The organism is Amycolatopsis sp. FDAARGOS 1241, from assembly GCF_016889705.1.
GTDB lineage: Bacteria > Actinomycetota > Actinomycetes > Mycobacteriales > Pseudonocardiaceae > Amycolatopsis.
The window spans coordinates 7,817,342-7,835,000 of the sequence record NZ_CP069526.1 but is presented as its reverse complement, the minus strand read 5'-3'; the positions used below and the strand labels follow the sequence as shown (position 1 = coordinate 7,835,000).

Below are 17,659 nucleotides of genomic sequence, written 5' to 3'. Positions count from 1 at the left end.
GGATTGCCCAGACAACCAGGAGGTTGGCTTAGAAGCAGCCACCCTTGAAAGAGTGCGTAATAGCTCACTGGTCAAGTGGTCCTGCGCCGACAATGTAGCGGGGCTTAAGCACACCGCCGAAGCTGTGTCATTCACACAATACATCCGCTTTCTCCTTCGGGGGATTGTGTAGTGGTGTGGATGGGTAGGGGAGCGTCCTGCATCCAGGGAAGCGGCCGTGTGAGCGAGTCGTGGAGGGTGTGGGAGTGAGAATGCAGGCATGAGTAGCGAATGCAGAGTGAGAAACTCTGCCGCCGGATGACCAAGGGTTCCTGGGCCAGGCTAATCCGCCCAGGGTAAGTCGGGACCTAAGGCGAGGCCGACAGGCGTAGTCGATGGACAACGGGTTGATATTCCCGTACCCGAGCATGTGCGCCCATGACGAGGCAGTTGATACTAACCACCCGAAGCCGGCGTGGAAGTCTTCGGACGGATATGTCGTGTGGAGCGTGGGATCTGATGTTGTAGTAGTCAAGCGATGGGGTGACGCAGGAAGGTAGCTCCGCCAGGCGATGGTTGTCCTGGTGTAAGCGTGTAGGCCGTCATGTAGGTAAATCCGCATGGCAATGGGCTGAGACGTGATGCGTAGCCGTTTGAGGCGAAGAGGGTGATCCTATGCTGCCGAGAAAAGCCTCTAGTGAGTGCATGCACGGCCCGTACCCCAAACCAACACAGGTGGTCAGGTAGAGAATACTGAGGCGATCGGGTGAACTGTGGTTAAGGAACTCGGCAAAATGCCCCCGTAACTTCGGGAGAAGGGGGGCCAAACACCTTGAAGTCCTTCGCGGGCTAGGGGTGGGTGGCCGCAGAGACCAGCGGAAAGCGACTGTTTACTAAAAACACAGGTCCATGCGAAGTCGCAAGACGATGTATATGGACTGACGCCTGCCCGGTGCTGGAACGTTAAGAGGACCGGTTAGCGCTTCGGCGCGAAGCTGAGAATTTAAGCGCCAGTAAACGGCGGTGGTAACTATAACCATCCTAAGGTAGCGAAATTCCTTGTCGGGTAAGTTCCGACCTGCACGAATGGCGTAACGACTTTCCGGCTGTCTCAACCACAGGCCCGGCGAAATTGCACTACGAGTAAAGATGCTCGTTACGCGCGGCAGGACGGAAAGACCCCGGGACCTTTACTATAGTTTGGTATTGGTTTTCGGTTCGGTTTGTGTAGGATAGGTGGGAGACTGTGAAGCGGTGACGCTAGTTGCTGTGGAGTCGTTGTTGAAATACCACTCTGGTCGAATTGGGAATCTGAACCTCGGGCCATGATCTGGTTCAGGGACAGTGCCTGATGGGTAGTTTAACTGGGGCGGTTGCCTCCTAAAGGGTAACGGAGGCGCCCAAAGGTTCCCTCAGCCTGGTTGGCAATCAGGTGTTGAGTGCAAGTGCACAAGGGAGCTTGACTGTGAGACAGACATGTCGAGCAGGGACGAAAGTCGGGACTAGTGATCCGGCACCTCCTGGTGGAAGGGGTGTCGCTCAACGGATAAAAGGTACCCCGGGGATAACAGGCTGATCTTGCCCAAGAGTCCATATCGACGGCATGGTTTGGCACCTCGATGTCGGCTCGTCGCATCCTGGGGCCGGAGTAGGTCCCAAGGGTTGGGCTGTTCGCCCATTAAAGCGGCACGCGAGCTGGGTTTAGAACGTCGTGAGACAGTTCGGTCCCTATCCGCCGCGCGCGTAGGATACTTGAGGAAGGCTGTCCCTAGTACGAGAGGACCGGGACGGACGAACCTCTGGTGTGCCAGTTGTTCCGCCAGGGGCATGGCTGGTTGGCCACGTTCGGAAGGGATAACCGCTGAAGGCATCTAAGCGGGAAGCCTGTTCCAAGATGAGGTATCCCACCCCGTTGTGGGTTAAGGCCCCCAAGAGACGATTGGGTTGATAGGCCAGAGATGGAAGCACAGTAATGTGTTGTTGAGTTGACTGGTACTAATAGGCCGAGGACTTGCCCACGAAGATGTTACGCATCCACTCTACAGCTCTGAAACACCACACCGTGTGGAAACAAACATGGTGTGTGTTGTTTCGTAGTGTTTCGGTGGTTATAGCGCCAGGGAAACGCCCGGTCCCATTCCGAACCCGGAAGCTAAGCCTGGTAGCGCCGATGGTACTGCAACCGAAGGGTTGTGGGAGAGTAGGACGCCGCCGAACGTTACCTCGAGTCAGGCCCCGGTCGAGAACCGTATGGTTCTCCCGGGGCCTTTCTCCATTCGCCACCGTTTCCCGGCGGTCGGCTGGTCGGCGTCGTCAGTGTGGTGGGGTGATCGGCCGGCGCACCACGGGGGACGAGAAGACCAGCGCGGTCGTCGTCTCGCCGTAGCGCTGGGCCCGCTCGACGAACGTCTCGAGCTCGCCCGTGGTGCGGCAGCGCACGCGCAGGAGCCAGCGCTCGTCGCCCGTGATGTGGTCGGCGGAGGTGACCTCGGGCAGCGGCAGGACGGTCGAGCGGAAGCGCGGTTCGTCGAGGCTGCGAACCCGGACGCGGACCACCGCTTCGATCGGCAGGCCCAGTTTTGTCGCGTCGACCTGTGCCGAGTAGCCCGTGATGATGCCGCGTTGCTCAAGGCGGCGCACGCGTTCCGTCACGGCCGGAGCGGAGAGGGACACGCGGCGGCCTAGTTCGGAGTAGGTGAGGCGCCCGTCGGCCTGGAGGAGTTCGAGCAAGTGCCAGTCGGTGGCGTCCAGGTCTCCCGCGAAGTTCCCGGAGCGGTCATGCAAGACGTCCACAGAAACTCCCGGCGAAGCGCAGTCCGAACGAGGGAATCCCAGGCTATCCGACCCGATCACCTGGATCCGGCTCTGTGATCCGCACCCCTGCCCGACGACGATTAACGGCATGACACCTCGCATCCTCCAGTTCTCCACTCCCACCTCTGCTGAAGCCGTCACGTACTTCGGGCGCGAGCTCGGCTTCGAAGTCGATCCCGTCGATCTCGCGCAGGACCTCGCCGAGGGCCGCACCGACGGGTACGTGCTCGTGGAGTGCCGCGGCGCCGAAGCCTACGAATGCGCGCGGATCCCCGGCGCGATCAACCTGCCGTACTGCGAAGTCACCGAGGACACCGCCCGCGAACTCGACCGGAACCTCGTCTACGTCTGCTACTGCGAAAGCATTCACTGCAACGCCGCCACCCAGGGCGCGCTCCGCCTGTCCGCCCTCGGCTTCACGGCGAAGCGCCTCTCCGGCGGCATCACCACCTGGCAGGCGAGCGGCTACCCCGTCGAGACCATCACACCGGTCCGTACCCTGGAGGCGTGACACGTCTGCTGATCATCCAACCCGACGCCGGCGACCCCCTCGGCCCGCTCGGTGACTGGCTGACCGAAGCCGGCGCCGAGCTCGACGTGCGGTTGCCGCCCGCGCGGGAACTGCCGGCGGACCTCGACGGCTACGCGGGCGTCATCTGCCTCGGCGGCGGCATGGGCGCGCTCGACGACGAGCACCACCCGTGGCTCGCCGACGTTCGCAAACTCCTCGGCCAGGCCGCCGGAAAGCAACTGCCGACGCTCGGCATCTGCCTCGGCGCCCAGCTACTCGCGGCGGCCACCGGCGGTCAGGTCGCGGTCGGCGAGGACGGGCCCGAGGTCGGGCCCTCACTCGTCTCCAAGAAGGACGCCGCCTGGACCGACCCGCTGTTCGCCGACCTGCCGCTGATGCAGGACGTGATCCAGTTCCACAACGACGTCGTCAAACGCCTTCCGCCCGGCGCCGAGCTGCTCGCATCTGCGCCGCTGTACCAGAACCAGGCGTACCGGCTGCGCCGCTGCGTCTACGGTGTCCAGTTCCACATCGAGACGACCCCCGACCTCGTGCGCCGCTGGGCCGAGGACGAGCCCGACATGGCGGAGCTCATCCGTCCGGGGGCGCTGGCGCCGGAGAAGTTGATCTCAGTGCACGAGGACATCGCCGAGACCTGGCGGCCGTTCGCTCACCGGTTCGTCCGATTGGCGGCCGGGGAGCTGGCAACTGCGCCGGAAAATCAACACACGTTGCCGCTCGCTTAACGAATGATGTCCTGATCACTAACGCAGCGTTGACGATTCACTCGATAGGTCAGGTACCTTGCGAGGGGTGTTTCCGTAGGGTTCGGAGGTCGGGGTGGACCCCTCGCTGCTGGTCGTCGTCGTCATCGTCACCGCTCTCGTATTCGATTTCACCAACGGCTTCCACGACACGGCCAACGCGATGGCGACCTCGATCGCCACCGGTGCGCTGAGGCCGAGAATCGCGGTCGCGATCTCCGCGGTGCTCAACCTCGTCGGCGCTTTCCTGTCCGTCGAAGTCGCCAAGACGATCTCCAGCGGGCTCGTCGACGATACGAAGATCGGGCCCGCCATCGTGTTCGGCGGGCTCGTCGGCGCGATCGTGTGGAACCTCGTCACGTGGTACGTCGGCCTGCCGTCGAGCTCGTCCCACGCACTGTTCGGCGGTCTCATCGGCGCCACCTGGGTTTCGGCGGGCGCGGACTCCGTCCACTTCGGCAAGATCGTCGACAAGGTCCTCGTGCCGGCCGCCGCGTCGCCCGTGATCGCCGGAGTCGTGGCGGCCGCCGTCACGTACGTCGTCTACAAGGTGTTCGTGCGCAAGCGCGGCGGGCGCGGGTTCCGCATCGGCCAGATCGTGTCGGCGTCCCTGGTCTCGCTCGCGCACGGCACCAACGACGCCCAGAAGACCATGGGCGTCATCACCCTCGTGCTGGTCACCGCAGGCACCTTGCCGACGGGCTCCGCGCCGCCGGTGTGGGTCATCATCAGCGCCGCGTCCGCGCTCGCCCTCGGCACGTACCTCGGCGGCTGGCGCATCACCCACACCCTCGGCAAGGGCCTGACCGACATCGAAGGCCCGCAGGGTTTCGCGGCGCAGACGAGCAGCGCGGCCGTGATCCTGCTGTCCTCGCACCTCGGCTTCCCGCTCTCGACCACGCACGTGTGTTCGGGCGGCATCATCGGCTCCGGCGTCGGCCGGCACGAGGCGCCGGTGCGCTGGGGCATGGCGGGCCGGATGGTCATCGCGTGGCTCTTCACATTGCCGGCAGCCGCGCTCGTCGGAGCCGCGGCAGGCAAGCTCGCATCGCTCGGCACTGCCGGCACGATCGGCGTCGGCGTGGCCGGCATCGCGATCGGCATCGGCATCTACCTGCTCTCGCGCCGCAAGCCCGTCACCGCGCACAGCTTCCACGTTCCCGAGCCGATGGCCGCCGACACGGAACCCGATCGCCTCGCAGCCTGACGCCGAACGCGTGCCCGGCTGCCCACTCGCAGCGGATCCGGCTACGGTGAGGGAGATGGCAGAGCGCGCGCGGACCGCCGCATCGGCGGCCAGGTACGGCTTCACCGACACCCGGGCCGACGCCCAGTTGCGCGCGGCGGGCTGGTGGGACGCCGCGGGACCGGTCGACGGCGTCACCGACGTGCTCGCCGCCCTGTCGCGCGCCGCGGATCCCGACCTCGCGCTGCAGACGATCGACCGCATCCGTGAAGCCGACGAGGCGCTCTGGCACGACCTGGACCGCACCCTCAGGGAGAACCGGACGTTCCGCGGCCGGCTCGTCTCGGTGCTCGGCACGTCGACCGCGCTCGGCGACTTCCTCGCCGCCAACCCCGGCGAGTGGCGCTGCCTCGCCGACCACCGCTGCACCGTCCCCGACCAATTCACCGACCGGCTGCTCGAGGACCTGCGCCAGGACGACGGCACCTACCTCACCGGCAACCGCGCCGAACAGGCGCTGCGCACGGCGTACCGGCGGCTGCTGCTCGGCATCGCGGCGGCCGACCTCGGGCACCTCGTGGAGGCCGGCCTGGACCACCCGTCGTTCAAGGAAGTCGCGAGCCAGCTCACACTGCTGGCCGAGGCCACCCTGAAAGCGGGCGTCGCCGTGGCCGAAGCGGAGGTCGGCGCGTCGGCCGAAGGCGCGCTGTCCGTGATCGCGATGGGTAAAACGGGCGGGCGCGAGCTCAACTACGTCAGCGACGTCGACGTGATCTTCGTCGGTGCCGGCGACCTCGCCGTCGCGACGCGGCTGGCCAGCACGATGATGCGCGTGGTCGGGCAGGCGTGCTTCGAAGTCGACGCGGCGCTGCGGCCCGAGGGCAAGAGCGGCGCGCTCGTGCGCACACTCGAGGGCCACACGGCGTACTACCGGAAGTGGGCGAAGACCTGGGAATTCCAGGCGCTGCTCAAGGCGCGGCCCGTCGCGGGCGACGCCGAGCTGGGCCGCCAGTACGCGGAGATGGTCGCGCCCATGGTGTGGTCGGCCGCCGACCGCGAGAACTTCGTCACCGAGGTGCAGCAGATGCGCCGGCGCGTGGAGGACCACGTGAGCGCCGAATACGCCGAACGCGAGCTGAAGCTGGGCCGTGGTGGATTGCGCGACGTGGAATTCGCCGTGCAGCTGCTGCAACTCGTGCACGGCCGCGTCGACCCCGAGCTGCGCTCACCGTCCACAATGGATGCACTGGAAGCGCTGGGCGAAGGCGGGTACGTCGGCCGCGCGGACGCGGCGGAGATGGGGACGTCGTACGAGTTCCTGCGTACCGTCGAGCACCGGTTGCAATTGCGCCGGCTGCGGCGCACGCACCTGTTTCCCGAAGCGACGGACACCGCTGAGCTGCGCGTCCTGGCCCGTGCGTGCGGCATCAAGGCCACGCGCGGCCGCAGCCAGGGCGAGGAGCTGCTCGCCGAGTTCCGCCGCCACGCGCAGGGCATCCGGCGGCTGCACGAGAAGGTCTTCTACCGTCCGCTGCTGCAATCCGTGGCGAACGTGCCGACGGAAGCGTTGCGGCTCACCACGAAACAGGCCGCGAGCCGGCTCGCCGCACTCGGCTACGCGGCGCCGGAAGGCGCGCTGCAGCACATCAAGGCGCTCACTGCGGGCGTTTCGCGGCGCGCGGCGATCCAGCAGGCGCTGCTGCCGGTGCTGCTGGACTTCCTCGCCGACACCCCGGATCCCGACGGCGGGCTGCTCTCCTACCGCAAGGTTTCCGAGGCGCTGGAAGACACTCCGTGGTACCTGCGGGTGCTGCGCGACGAGGGCACGGTCGTGGAACGGCTCGCGTTCCTGCTCGGCACGTCGCACCTCGTGCCCGACTTGCTCGTGCGCGCGCCGGAAGTGCTGCAGCTGCTGGGTGATCCGGCGAGGCTCACCGGTCGCAAGCCGGCCGAAGTGGCGACCTCGCTGCGCGCGGCCGTGCGCCGGCAACCGGGCCTGAACGCGGCGGTGGCGGCCGCGCGTTCGCTGCGGCGCCACGAACTCCTGCGCGTCGCGTGCGCGGATCTGCTGGGGATGCTGGACGTGCCGGCCGTGTGCGAAGCCCTCTCCAGCGTGTGGGTGGCCGTGCTGCAGGGCGCGCTCGCCGCGGCGTACCGGCAGCGTCAGGCGCAACTGGGCCGCACGCCGGCGACCGTCGCCGTGATCGGCATGGGGCGTCTTGGCGGCGCGGAACTCGGGTACGGCTCGGACGCGGACGTGCTGTTCGTCTGCGAGCCGGCCGAAGGCGTCTCGGACTCGGACGCGGTCAAGTTCGCTTCGTCGGTCGCCGAGACCGTGCGGAAGATGCTGGGCGCGCCGAGCTCCGACCCGGCGCTGCTCGTCGACGCGGACCTGCGGCCGGAGGGACGCAGCGGACCGCTCGTGCGCACACTCGACTCCTACCGCGCCTATTACCAGCGCTGGGGCGAAATCTGGGAAGCGCAGGCGTTGCTGCGCGCGCGGTTCGTCGCCGGCGACGAGGATCTGGGTGAGCGGTTCATCGCGGTGATCGATCCGATCCGCTACCCCGGAGGCGGCCTCGACGCGACGCAGGCGCGCGAGATCCGGCGCATCAAGGCTCGCGTGGAAACCGAGCGGCTGCCGCGTGGTGCCGACCCGACGCGCCACACCAAACTGGGTCGCGGCGGGCTCGCGGACGTGGAGTGGACCGTGCAACTGCTGCAGTTGCAGCACGCGCACGAAGAACCGAGCCTGCGCACGACGTCGACACTCGACGCGCTCACCGCGTTGGCGGACACGGGAATCGCACCCGCGGAGTCGGTGGATTCCTTGCGCGAGGCGTGGTTGCTCGCCACGCGCGTGCGCAACGCCGGGATGCTCGTGCGCGGCAAGGCCGTCGACGAGGTGCCCGGCTCGGGCCGTGACCTCGCCGCCGTGGCGCGCGTGTTCGGCTACACCGTGGACGACGACCCGGGCGAGTTCCTCGACAGCTACCGGCGCGTGACGCGGCGCGCGCACGCTGTGGTCGAGGAGCTGTTCTACGAGACCTAGAGTGGGCTCGTGACCGATCGTGAACCGTTTCGCACCCGCATCAAGGTGCGCCACTACGAACTCGACTCGCTGGGGCACCTGAACCACGCCGTCTACCACTCCTACGGCGAGGTTTCGCGCATCGAGCTCTTCGAATCCGCGGGCGACGCGCGGCTGCGCGACCAGAACCTCGCGCCGGTCCTGCTGGAGTCCCACATCGTCTACCGCCGCGAACTGCGCGGCGGCGACGTCGTCGACGTATCGTGCGACGCCAGCTTCGGCGACGGCAAGGTCTTCTGGATGACCTCCCGCATCGTGAAGCTCGACGGCACCCTGTCGGCGGAGATCACGTGCACGGTCGGCCTCATGGACCTGGTGCGGCGCAAGCTCGTCGAGGACCCGCGCGGCCACTTCGAGCGCGCCGGTCTGAACCTCAAAGTCCTGTCGACGGCCGAGTGATGAAACCCTGGCTGGCGAGCACCCGCACCTCCTACGACACGGTCGCCGCGGCCTACGCCGGGCAGCTCCGCGACCGGCTGGACGACGAGCCGTACCTGCGGGCCGTGCTGGGCCTCTTCGCGGAGCTGGCAGGCTCAGGGCCGGTCGCCGACATTGGCTGCGGACCGGGCTGGGTCACGGCCCACCTGCACGGCCTGGGGGTGGACGCGTTCGGGATCGACTTGTCGCCGGAGATGATCGCGTACGCCCGCCGCGCCCAGCCGGGCGTGCGGTTCGAGGTGGGGTCGATGACGGATTTGACGCTCCGCGCGGCGTCGGTGTCCGGCGTCCTCGCGTTCTGGTCGATGATCCACGTGCCGGACTGCGCGGTGCCCGGTGTGCTGGCCGGGTTCCGGCGCGTGCTGCGGCCGCGTGGCGTGGTGCCGATCGGCTTCCACGTCGGCACCGAGACCACGCTCAAGACCTCCGGCTACGGCGGCCACCCCATGCACGTCCACATCCACCGCCGCACGCCGGCCGTCGTCTCCGCCCTCCTGCGCGACGCGGGTTTCACGATCGAGGCGGAGATCCTGCTCAACCCGGACGATCGCGTGCCGGGCGGCGTTGTCATCGCGCGAGCGCCTGCCGCGGATTAGCGCGCGTCTGTGCACTGTCGGTCTCCCGTGAGAGGCTCGGGCCTCGCTGAACGCGGATCCGGAGGTTGGTGGAGGTGCCCGGGTGACCAGCCAAGAGCCGAGTGCGGCCGACGTGATGACCATGGCCATGCAGGAACGCGGCGACTTCGCCGGTTGCCTCGAGACGCTGACTCCCCGGCAGGGGGCGCCGAGCCTGTGTGGTGACTTAACCGTGTGGGTTAGCTACGAGGAACTGAGCTGGGCGGGCGCCGTCAAGCGGTTCGCCTGCCGCGGGTTCACCCTCAGCGAGACCCACGAGATCGTTATCCGTGGGTACTCCCGCAGCCGACGCGAACTGATCGATCTGCTGCGGACGCACCAGCGGCCCCGCGGGCTGACCGCCGCGCGCAGCGGCATGACCGCGCTCCTGGACGCGATGATTCATCAGCAGGACATCCGCCGCCCACTCGCCCTGTCCCGCGAGATACCCGGTGACCGCCTGCGAACCGCGTTGCGGCTGGCATTGACCGCGCCGCCGATCGGCGCACCCCAACGGGCGCGCGGCCTCACGCTCGTCGCCACCGACCTCGACTGGTCCCGCGGTTCCGGACCCGAACTACGCGGTCCAGGCGAAGCCCTGCTCATGGCCCTCGCCGGACGTGGCGACACCCTCGGCGAACTGTCCGGTCCAGGCCAAGCCCGCTTGCCGAGCGGATCTGACGACCGCCGAATCCACAAAAAATCGGGACGGCGGTCGGGGTTTTCCCCTCGACCGCCGTCCCGTGTCTTGCGGGCCGCCACCCGCCGGCCGTCACGGCCCGGTGCCGGCCTGGCCGGGGCTCTGACCGGCGAACCGCCTGGTCGGAGCCCCGCGCCGATCACACGTCGTAGTACAGCGCGAACTCGTACGGGTGCGGGCGCAGCCGCAGCGGGTCGATTTCGTTTTCGCGCTTGAAGGAGATCCAGGTGTCGATCACGTCGGGCGTGAAGACCCCGCCTTCGAGCAGGAAGTCGTGGTCCTGCTCCAGGGTGTCGAGCACGGTGCCCAGGTCGCCCGGGACGAGCTTGACGTTCTTGGCCTCCTCGGGCGGCAGCTCGTAGAGGTCCTTGTCGATGGGCTCCGGCGGCTCGATCTTGTTCTTGATGCCGTCGAGGCCGGCCATCATCATCGCGGAGAACGCGAGGTACGGGTTGCCCGACGAGTCGGGGCAGCGGAACTCGGCGCGCTTCGCCTTCGGGTTGTTGCCCGTGATCGGGATGCGGACACAGGCGGAGCGGTTGCGCTGCGAATACACGAGCGAAACCGGCGCCTCGAAGCCCGGCACCAGGCGGTGGTAGGAGTTCACCGTCGGGTTCGTGAAGGCCAGCAGGCTCGGCGCGTGCTTGAGCAGGCCGCCGATGTAGTGGCGCGCCGTGTCGGACAGGCCCGCGTAGCCGGACTCGTCGTGGAACAGCGGCTGACCGTCCTTCCACAGCGACTGGTGGCAGTGCATGCCCGAGCCGTTGTCGCCCGCGAGCGGTTTCGGCATGAACGTCGCGGTCTTGCCGGCGGCGAAAACCGTGTTCTTCACGATGTACTTGAACAGCTGCAGGTCGTCCGCGGCGTGCAGCAGGGTGTTGAACTTGTAGTTGATCTCGGTCTGGCCGGCGGTGCCCACCTCGTGGTGCGCGCGCTCGATCTCGAAGCCCGAGCCCTGCAACTGGCGGACGATGTCGTCACGCAGGTCGGCGAAGTGGTCGACCGGCGGGACAGGGAAGTAGCCGCCCTTGAACTTCGTCTTGTAGCCCTGGTTGCCGCCGGCCTCGTCGGCGCCGGTGTTCCACCAGCCCTCGACCGAGTCGATCTCGTGGAACGAGGCGTGCTCGGCGGAGTCGAAGCGCACGGAGTCGAAGATGTAGAACTCCGCCTCCGGGCCGAAGTACACGTTGTCGGCCACGCCGTACTCGGAGATGTACTGCTCGGCCTTGCGCGCGATGTTGCGCGGGTCACGGCTGTAGGGCTCGCGCGTGAACGGGTCGTGCACGAAGAAGTTCAGCGAGAGCGTCTTGGCCTTGCGGAACGGGTCGATGCGGGCCGTCTCGGGGTCCGGCAGCAGCAGCATGTCGGACTCGTGGATCGACTGGAAGCCGCGGACCGAGGAGCCGTCGAAGGCCAGGCCTTCCTCGTATGCCTCGAGGTCGAACGCCTTGGCGGGCACCGTGAAGTGCTGCATGACGCCCGGCAGGTCGCAGAACCTGACGTCGATGGACTCCACCTTCTCGTCGGCGATGAGGCGCTGGATGTCGTCTGGAGTAGTGGGCACCCTCGGTGACTCCTTCTTCGATAGAGCTCGCTCGGCTTTACTCTCTTCGGCTCACGCTAAGAGCGCGGTGTTGCCCGACCGTCACCCGTGTGTTTCGCCGGTGTTAACGGGTGGCGCGCCACCCCTATCCGACCAGGGCGGATGTGTCCCACGCCACCGGCATACCCTGGACGGGTGGCGAGATGGACGGGCGAGTGGCTGCCGGGCACCGGCACCGGCGGTCAGACCGCGCCCAAGTGGCCCGGTGAAGCGTTCGGCCTGCCCGAATCCGGCGTCGGCTCCGTCGCGGGCTTCGGCTCGCGCCTGCTGGGCCTCGTGGTCGACCTGGTGGTCGCCGGCCTCATCACCACGCTCTTCGTCCGCTACGACCTGCAGGACGTCGCGGCCATGCAGACGTTCAACTGGTGGGCCGGCGTCGTGTGGGCCGTCATCACGACCGTCCCGGTGACCTTCTTCGGCTTCACCGCCGGCATGGCGGCCACCGGCATCCGCGTCGCCCGCCTCGACGGGGGCTCGATGGTGGGGCCCTGGCGGGCGATCGTGCGGATGGTCCTGACCATCGTGATCGTGCCGGCTCTGGTGCGGAACGCGGACGGGCGTAGCTGGCTGGACCGGGTGACCGGCACTGTCGTCATCCGGATGCGCTGAGTTCTGCCCTGGCTTCGGTGGCCGGCCGTTCGGCTGGTCTGGTTGTTGCTGGGTTCTCGCGTGTCTTCGCCTTGCCGGGACACAGCTTCGCCCGCCGGCGGTTTCCAGCGTTGGTTGCACCACGATTGCTGATCGGTGGTGAGTCACTGTGTCATGCGTTCGGCTGCGGTCGCGCTCGAGTTCGGCGGCGGCGATGTCCTGCTCGTCGCCGATCAGCGTCTCGATCGCATCTACGCTCGCGGCTGATCCGCGCGCGTGCGGGGCCGGCGCGCGATCCTCCAGTCAGCCAGCTGGCCACCTCGGGCCTGGACGGTAGAGGGCGGGGTAGATCGGTTCGCAGGTCACGTGCCGGTCCGGGCCATCAGGGCGATCAAAGCGCAGGCAGCGGATGATCTGCTGCGGACTCCAGCAGCTGCTGGCCCATCGTGAACGACCGCCGCGGCTCCAGATCGGTGGCCAGCTGATGGGCGGCATGCGGCTGGGCGTTGTTGCCATCGGGTTGCCGGTTGCGGTGCGGCTCCCGGGTGATCGTGGAGACCGCACGCCGCAGCCAGGCGGCGATCGCCCGCAGTGATGCTCCCGAGCTGACAGACCCCGGTCGGCGATCAGGATCCGCTCGTGCAGGCTCAAGGAACCGCGACGACACCGATGCCGGAACCGTCGGCGCCGCAGCGGCCCGCGAGCGTTTCGCCCTCCGGCCGTGATCCCGACCCGGCGGCCCGCTTTCCTGGTGCCCAAATGCCTGGACCCGAGCTCCCCAGCGCACCGCAGGTCCTTCGTTCCTCCCGCACAGCCCGGCCACACCGATCAGGATCTCGAGATCCACTACCCGAGGCTCGATCGCGACCTTCGCCGGGACGCAGCCGTCGCCGGGACGCAGCCCCCGCCGGGACGCAGCCCCCGCCGGGACGCAGCCCCCGCCCTCCCAAGGGGGGCGTCCCCACGTCCATTCTATCGGCCGCCCCCGGCAAAACCCGTGGTCAGGCCGACTTGAGCGCTGAGTTGTCCACAACTCGCTGACGCTGTGGACAGCTTCCGTCCGCAGGCCACCCGGAGCCCCGAAACCAAGCCACCACAGCCACCCCCGACACCAAAAGGCCCCCGGGGAACCAACCCCGGAGGCCTCTTCGAAAGCGGCGGAAACCTCAGCTCAGCGTCGGCGGATCGTCCGCTGCACGTTGCGCATCTTCGCGCCCGCAGGCATGGGGCCCTTGGGCATGGCCGCGCCGCGGTTGCCGAGGGCGGCGAGCTTGGCCTCGAGAGCGTCGACCTGCGGGGGCTTGAGGTTACGGGGCAGCTTCATCAGCGTGCTCTGCAGCTTCTTGAGCGGCACCTCGTTGGCGTCGTTGCCGATGGTGAAGTCGTAGATCGGGGTGTCGCCGATGAGGCGCGACACGCGCTTCTTCTCCTGCGCCAGCAGGGTCTTCACGCGGTGCGGCACACCCTCCGCCACGAGGATCACGCCGGGCGCGCCCAGCACGCGGTGCACGGCGTCGAGCTGTGTCGTCGCGGCGACGGTGGGTGTCACGCGCCAGCTGCCACGCATGTTCTCCAGCGCCCAGGCGCCCGCGCCGGGCTGGCCGTCGGCCTTCGTGTACACCGTCTTCTGCACGCGGCGGCCGAAGATGATCACGGCGAGCAGTACCCCGAGGACGATGCCCAGCGGCAGCAGCGCCCACTGCATGTTGAAGATGAACCCGACGCCGAACAGCAGGCCGGCGACGACCACGATGGAGCCGACCATCCAAGGAATCAGCATCGGGTCTTCGCGGCGTTGCATCTTGAACGCCTCGAAGAGCTGACCGCGCCGGGCCTTGCCTGCCGCGCGCTTCTCCGCCTTGGCCTGCTTGGCCGCTTCCTTGTCCTGCTTACCCGCCATTTAACCAGGATACGGCCGCGTGCCCTGCCACGAATCCGTCGGCCCCCTCTGCGAGGATCGCGGGGTGGCAAGCGCATCGTCTCCGAAGAGCCGTCCGAGCCTCCTGGACGGGCTCGACCCCGAGCAACGTGCCGCCGCCGCCGCGCCGCGCGGACCCGTCTGCGTCCTCGCCGGCGCCGGGACGGGCAAGACGCGAACGATCACCCACCGCATCGCGCACCTGGTCAGGTCGGGTCACGTCGCGGCCGGGCAGGTGCTCGCCGTCACGTTCACCGCGCGCGCGGCGGGCGAGATGCGCACGCGGCTGCGCGGTCTGGGCGTCGACGCCGCGCAGGCGCTCACGTTCCACGCCGCCGCGCGCCGGCAGCTGCGCTACTTCTGGCCGCGCGTGGTCGGCGACCGGCCGTGGGACCTCGTCGACAACAAAATGCGGCTCGTCGCGCAGGCCGCCCAGCGCGCGCGGCTGAGCACGGAGGTCGAGGTGCTGCGCGACCTCGCGAGCGAGATCGAGTGGAGCAAGGCGTCGCTCGTGTCGCCGGACGACTACCCGGCCGTCGCGGCGCGCACGCAGCGCGACACCCCGGCGCCGGTCGCCCAGGTCGCGCAGGTCTACCGGCTGTACGAAGAGCTCAAGAATTCCGCGCAGGTCCTCGACTTCGACGACCTCCTGCTGCACACCACGGCAGTACTCGAAGAGCACGAGGCCGTCGCGACGGAGTTCCGCGACCGCTATCGCTGCTTCGTGGTCGACGAGTACCAGGACGTCACGCCGTTGCAGCAGCGGCTGCTCGACGCGTGGCTCGGCGGCCGCGACGACCTCACCGTCGTCGGCGACGCGAACCAGACCATCTACTCGTTCGGCGGCGCTTCGCCGCGACCGCTGCTGGAGTTCACGCGGCGCTTCCCCGAGGCCACCGTCGTGCGTCTCGAGCGCGACTACCGGTCGACACCCGAGGTCGTCGCGCTCGCGAACCGGGTGATCGGCGCCGCGCGCGGGCGACCGGCGGGCTCGCGGCTGAAGCTCGTCGGCCAGCGGCAGTCCGGGCCAGAGCCGCGGTTCGCCGAGTACGACGACGAGTCCGCGGAGGCCTCGGCCGTCGCGCGGCGCGTGCGCGAGCTGCTCGACGGGGGAGTGGCGGCGAGCGAGATCGCGGTGCTGTTCCGCGTCAACGCGCAGTCGGAGGCTTACGAGCAGGCGCTCACCGAAGCCGGCATCCCGTACCTCGTCCGCGGCGGCGAACGGTTCTTCGCGCGCGCCGAGGTGCGGCAGGCGATGTCGGCGCTGCGCGTCGCGTCCGGCGATCCCGCCGGGGCTGACCTGGTCACGACAGTCCGCTCGGTGCTCGCGCGCGTCGGCCTCACCGAGCAGCCGCCGGCGGGCGGCGCGGCGAAGGAGCGGTGGGACGCGCTGCTCGCGCTGGTGGAGCTGGCCGAGGAGCTTTCGGCGGCCGTCGAGGACGCCGACCTCCCGCGGCTGGTCGCCGAACTCGACCAGCGCGCGGCGGCCCAGCACCCGCCGACGGTCGAGGGGGTCACGCTGGCGTCGCTGCACGCGGCGAAGGGCCTGGAGTGGGATGCGGTGTTCCTCGTCGGCCTGTCCGAGGGCACGATGCCGATCCTCCACGCCGACGGCGACGACGCGGCCATCGAAGAGGAGCGCCGGCTGTTCTACGTCGGCGTCACGCGGGCGCGCGAGCACCTGTCGCTGTCGTGGTCGCTGTCGCGCACCCCGGGCGGCCGGCGCAACCGGCGGCGCAGCCGGTTCCTCTACGGGTTGATCCCGGAGGACCACCCGGCGGCCCGCGTCGCGCGGTCACACCAGGCGTCGCCGGCGGGCACGAAGGTCGCGCGTTGCCGGCTTTGCGGCGGGCCGCTGCTGCAGACGATGGAGGTGAAGCTGGGACGGTGCTCGAAGTGCCCGTCCACAGTGGACGAAGAACTCCTCGAGAAGCTGAAGACGTGGCGTGGTGAGCGTTCGCGGGAGCTGAAGGTGCCGGCGTTCGTGGTGTTCACGGACGCGACGCTGATGGCGATCGCCGAACAGCGACCGACCGACGACGGAGCGCTCGTGTCGATCTCCGGCATCGGCGCGACGAAGCTCGAACGCTTCGGCGCGGAGGTGCTCGACGTGGTCCGCTCGACGATGCGGTCTTGACCGCGTCCGCACCCTGATCGATGCGGCGAACCCGCTGCTCCAACGCGATCTTCGTAGCTTCGGCGAGTTTTCGGGAAAATGAGTTGCCCCCGTCTCGCAGGGGCAATAACCTGCACGTACCCGGGTGGGAAGAGCCCGGTCTGGGGATCCATGTTGACGAGTGCCGCCCGGTGCGGCAACGTCCGGACAGCGAAAGGTGGTGCCGGTGAAATGATCTGCAACATGACGCTCACGAACCCTGGCACCGGTCTGTCCGGCTGCGGACTCATTCCCGCTTCGCGCCAGGGCACCGGTGTGTCCACGAGTGCTCACCTCGGTGGAGTTCGCCGGGTCGACGAGCGTACGTGGGCCTCGGTCGAGGTCACCCTGGCCAACGCTGCCTTCGTTGGCGCGTACCCGCAGGTCGATGTCGATCTGCCGACCATCAAGCAGTTCCGTGTTCCGTTGTCGCTACGGGAGCGAAGTTCCTGACCTAGTCAGGACACGAGGCTCACGAAGGCCGCGGAACCGGTAACCGGATCCGCGGCCTTCGTGTTTTTTGGCTGCACAACCCGAGGAACAAGTTGTCCAGTTCGATCGACAGTTCGAAAACCACCGCAACGATGAAGAGGAGCACGGAAATGTCGTCCGCCATCGCCTTCGCCGAGGGGTTCGACCTCGGTATCGGCGACCTGCTCGACGGGGTCGCCGCCCCCGAGCTCGAGCTGCCCTGCCGTTCCCGCGACGCAGACCTCTGGTTCGCCGAGTCGCCGGCCGAGCTCGAGCGCGCCAAGTCCCTGTGCGCCGACTGCCCCGTCCGCGAGGCCTGCCTCGCGGGTGCCCTTGCCCGGCGTGAGCCGTGGGGGGTCTGGGGTGGCGAGATCTTCGAGCGCGGTGTCGTCATCGCGCGGAAGCGGCCTCGTGGCCGTCCGCGCAAGAACGCCGCACTCGAGCCCGCTGCCGCTGCCGGGAGCGCCGCCGCATGACCGTCGAGCTGATCACCATCCGCGATTACGAGGCGCGCACCCGCGAACCGGATCGCGCGCAGCCGCTTCCACAGCAGAACGACACTCAGGAGACCAGCGAAATGTTGCTTCACGAAGAACTGTCCAGGGCCCGAATACGGGATCTGGAGGAAGCAGTGCAAGGGCAACGCCCTTGGCGTCGCGCACGCGCCGCGCGCCGGTGGGCCCGCGTCGCCCGGTGGGCGGCCGACCGGTCGCGCCGGTTCCAGGACTGATGCGCACGGAGGGCCGGTCACTTCGGTGGCCGGCTCTCCGGCTTTTTCCTCGAATTTGCACGGAGTTCACCGCGCGGCCGCCATTTCAGCGGCGACG

General features: G+C 68.3%; 16 protein-coding genes and 2 rRNA genes (1 of these 18 only partly in view). 14 read left to right on the top strand and 4 right to left on the bottom strand.

All coding sequences use genetic code 11. From position 1 onward, the window contains the following. Both I6J71_RS38055 and rrf read left to right on the top strand, forming a co-directional pair. A 23S ribosomal RNA gene (locus I6J71_RS38055) occupies nucleotides 1–1,998 on the top strand; it begins 1,115 nt to the left of the window's first position. An 81-nt stretch (nucleotides 1,999–2,079) separates the two neighbouring features. Then, nucleotides 2,080–2,196: ribosomal RNA gene (gene rrf, locus I6J71_RS38050) — 5S ribosomal RNA — on the top strand. Nucleotides 2,197–2,292: 96 nt separating this feature from the next. Here the strand turns inward: rrf and I6J71_RS38045 are convergent. Next, nucleotides 2,293–2,772, bottom strand: a complete 480-nt coding sequence (locus tag I6J71_RS38045; protein WP_370542029.1) for an Lrp/AsnC family transcriptional regulator — start codon at nucleotides 2,770–2,772, stop codon at nucleotides 2,293–2,295. Between the two features lie 109 nt (nucleotides 2,773–2,881). On the opposite strand from I6J71_RS38045, the gene I6J71_RS38040 reads away from it, so the two are divergent. The 7 genes from I6J71_RS38040 to I6J71_RS38010 all read left to right on the top strand — a co-directional run bounded on the left by I6J71_RS38040 (nucleotide 2,882) and on the right by I6J71_RS38010 (nucleotide 10,313). Next, on the top strand, nucleotides 2,882–3,304 hold the full coding sequence (locus tag I6J71_RS38040; protein WP_204091274.1) for a rhodanese-like domain-containing protein: 423 nt from the start codon (nucleotides 2,882–2,884) through the stop codon (nucleotides 3,302–3,304). Further along, nucleotides 3,301–4,050 carry a type 1 glutamine amidotransferase gene (locus I6J71_RS38035; RefSeq protein ID WP_204091273.1) on the top strand — a complete coding sequence of 250 codons (750 nt, stop codon included), beginning with the start codon at nucleotides 3,301–3,303 and terminating at the stop codon, nucleotides 4,048–4,050. The genes I6J71_RS38040 and I6J71_RS38035 overlap by 4 nt, the downstream gene beginning before the upstream one ends. Before the next feature lie 94 nt (nucleotides 4,051–4,144). Further along, nucleotides 4,145–5,275, top strand: coding sequence for an inorganic phosphate transporter (locus I6J71_RS38030; protein WP_204091272.1), 1,131 nt, complete (start codon nucleotides 4,145–4,147; stop codon nucleotides 5,273–5,275). Between the two features lie 55 nt (nucleotides 5,276–5,330). Beyond that, nucleotides 5,331–8,306, top strand: a complete 2,976-nt coding sequence (locus I6J71_RS38025; protein ID WP_204091271.1) for a bifunctional [glutamine synthetase] adenylyltransferase/[glutamine synthetase]-adenylyl-L-tyrosine phosphorylase — start codon at nucleotides 5,331–5,333, stop codon at nucleotides 8,304–8,306. Between the two features lie 9 nt (nucleotides 8,307–8,315). Then, nucleotides 8,316–8,744 (top strand): thioesterase family protein, encoded by a 429-nt coding sequence (locus tag I6J71_RS38020; RefSeq protein WP_204091270.1) that lies wholly within the window; start codon nucleotides 8,316–8,318, stop codon nucleotides 8,742–8,744. Further along, entirely contained in the window at nucleotides 8,744–9,379 is a 636-nt protein-coding gene (locus tag I6J71_RS38015; protein ID WP_204091269.1) for a class I SAM-dependent methyltransferase, read from the top strand. The genes I6J71_RS38020 and I6J71_RS38015 overlap by 1 nt, the downstream gene beginning before the upstream one ends. An 82-nt stretch (nucleotides 9,380–9,461) precedes the next feature. Continuing rightward, nucleotides 9,462–10,313, top strand: a complete 852-nt coding sequence (locus I6J71_RS38010) for a hypothetical protein (RefSeq protein WP_370542028.1) — start codon at nucleotides 9,462–9,464, stop codon at nucleotides 10,311–10,313. Here the strand turns inward: I6J71_RS38010 and glnA are convergent. Further along, nucleotides 10,237–11,661: a type I glutamate--ammonia ligase gene (gene glnA / locus I6J71_RS38005; protein WP_204091268.1), complete on the bottom strand. Its 1,425-nt coding sequence runs from the start codon at nucleotides 11,659–11,661 to the stop codon at nucleotides 10,237–10,239. The two genes, I6J71_RS38010 and glnA, sit on opposite strands and share 77 nt — an antisense overlap. 174 nt (nucleotides 11,662–11,835) lie before the next feature. Here glnA and I6J71_RS38000 point away from each other — a divergent pair, with 174 nt between their 5' ends. Beyond that, nucleotides 11,836–12,309 carry an RDD family protein gene (locus I6J71_RS38000; protein WP_204091267.1) on the top strand — a complete coding sequence of 158 codons (474 nt, stop codon included), beginning with the start codon at nucleotides 11,836–11,838 and terminating at the stop codon, nucleotides 12,307–12,309. Nucleotides 12,310–12,679: 370 nt separating this feature from the next. Here the strand turns inward: I6J71_RS38000 and I6J71_RS37995 are convergent, their stop codons facing one another. Together I6J71_RS37995 and I6J71_RS37990 are read right to left on the bottom strand one after the other, a co-directional pair. Further along, entirely contained in the window at nucleotides 12,680–13,135 is a 456-nt protein-coding gene (locus I6J71_RS37995; protein WP_204091266.1) for a helix-turn-helix domain-containing protein, read from the bottom strand. A 324-nt stretch (nucleotides 13,136–13,459) separates the two neighbouring features. Then, a complete protein-coding gene (locus tag I6J71_RS37990; protein WP_204091265.1) occupies nucleotides 13,460–14,188 on the bottom strand; it encodes a DUF4191 domain-containing protein in 729 nt (242 codons plus the stop codon). Nucleotides 14,189–14,252: 64 nt separating this feature from the next. On the opposite strand from I6J71_RS37990, the gene I6J71_RS37985 reads away from it, so the two are divergent. The 4 genes from I6J71_RS37985 to I6J71_RS37970 all read left to right on the top strand — a co-directional run bounded on the left by I6J71_RS37985 (nucleotide 14,253) and on the right by I6J71_RS37970 (nucleotide 17,562). Beyond that, nucleotides 14,253–16,343 (top strand): ATP-dependent DNA helicase UvrD2, encoded by a 2,091-nt coding sequence (locus tag I6J71_RS37985; RefSeq protein WP_204091264.1) that lies wholly within the window; start codon nucleotides 14,253–14,255, stop codon nucleotides 16,341–16,343. Between the two features lie 210 nt (nucleotides 16,344–16,553). Then, complete coding sequence (locus tag I6J71_RS37980) at nucleotides 16,554–16,814, top strand: hypothetical protein (RefSeq protein ID WP_204091263.1); 261 nt, start codon at nucleotides 16,554–16,556, stop codon at nucleotides 16,812–16,814. 149 nt (nucleotides 16,815–16,963) lie between these two features. After that, nucleotides 16,964–17,308 (top strand): WhiB family transcriptional regulator, encoded by a 345-nt coding sequence (locus tag I6J71_RS37975; protein WP_239154148.1) that lies wholly within the window; start codon nucleotides 16,964–16,966, stop codon nucleotides 17,306–17,308. Beyond that, nucleotides 17,305–17,562, top strand: coding sequence for a hypothetical protein (locus I6J71_RS37970; protein WP_204091262.1), 258 nt, complete (start codon nucleotides 17,305–17,307; stop codon nucleotides 17,560–17,562). Before I6J71_RS37975 ends, I6J71_RS37970 begins: the two co-directional genes overlap by 4 nt. The last annotated feature ends 97 nt before the right edge of the window (nucleotides 17,563–17,659 follow it).

Excerpts from the sequence above, each read along its gene's own strand:
- I6J71_RS38040 (WP_204091274.1), top strand. The coding sequence starts at position 2,882 with ATGACACCTCGCATCCTCCAGTTCTCCACTCCCACCTCTGCTGAAGCC.
- I6J71_RS38025 (WP_204091271.1), top strand. The coding sequence starts at position 5,331 with ATGGCAGAGCGCGCGCGGACCGCCGCATCGGCGGCCAGGTACGGCTTC.
- I6J71_RS38015 (WP_204091269.1), top strand. The coding sequence starts at position 8,744 with ATGAAACCCTGGCTGGCGAGCACCCGCACCTCCTACGACACGGTCGCC.
- I6J71_RS37990 (WP_204091265.1), bottom strand. The coding sequence starts at position 14,188 with ATGGCGGGTAAGCAGGACAAGGAAGCGGCCAAGCAGGCCAAGGCGGAG.
- I6J71_RS37980 (WP_204091263.1), top strand. The coding sequence starts at position 16,554 with ATGATCTGCAACATGACGCTCACGAACCCTGGCACCGGTCTGTCCGGC.
- I6J71_RS37975 (WP_239154148.1), top strand. The coding sequence starts at position 16,964 with ATGTCGTCCGCCATCGCCTTCGCCGAGGGGTTCGACCTCGGTATCGGC.
- I6J71_RS37970 (WP_204091262.1), top strand. The coding sequence starts at position 17,305 with ATGACCGTCGAGCTGATCACCATCCGCGATTACGAGGCGCGCACCCGC.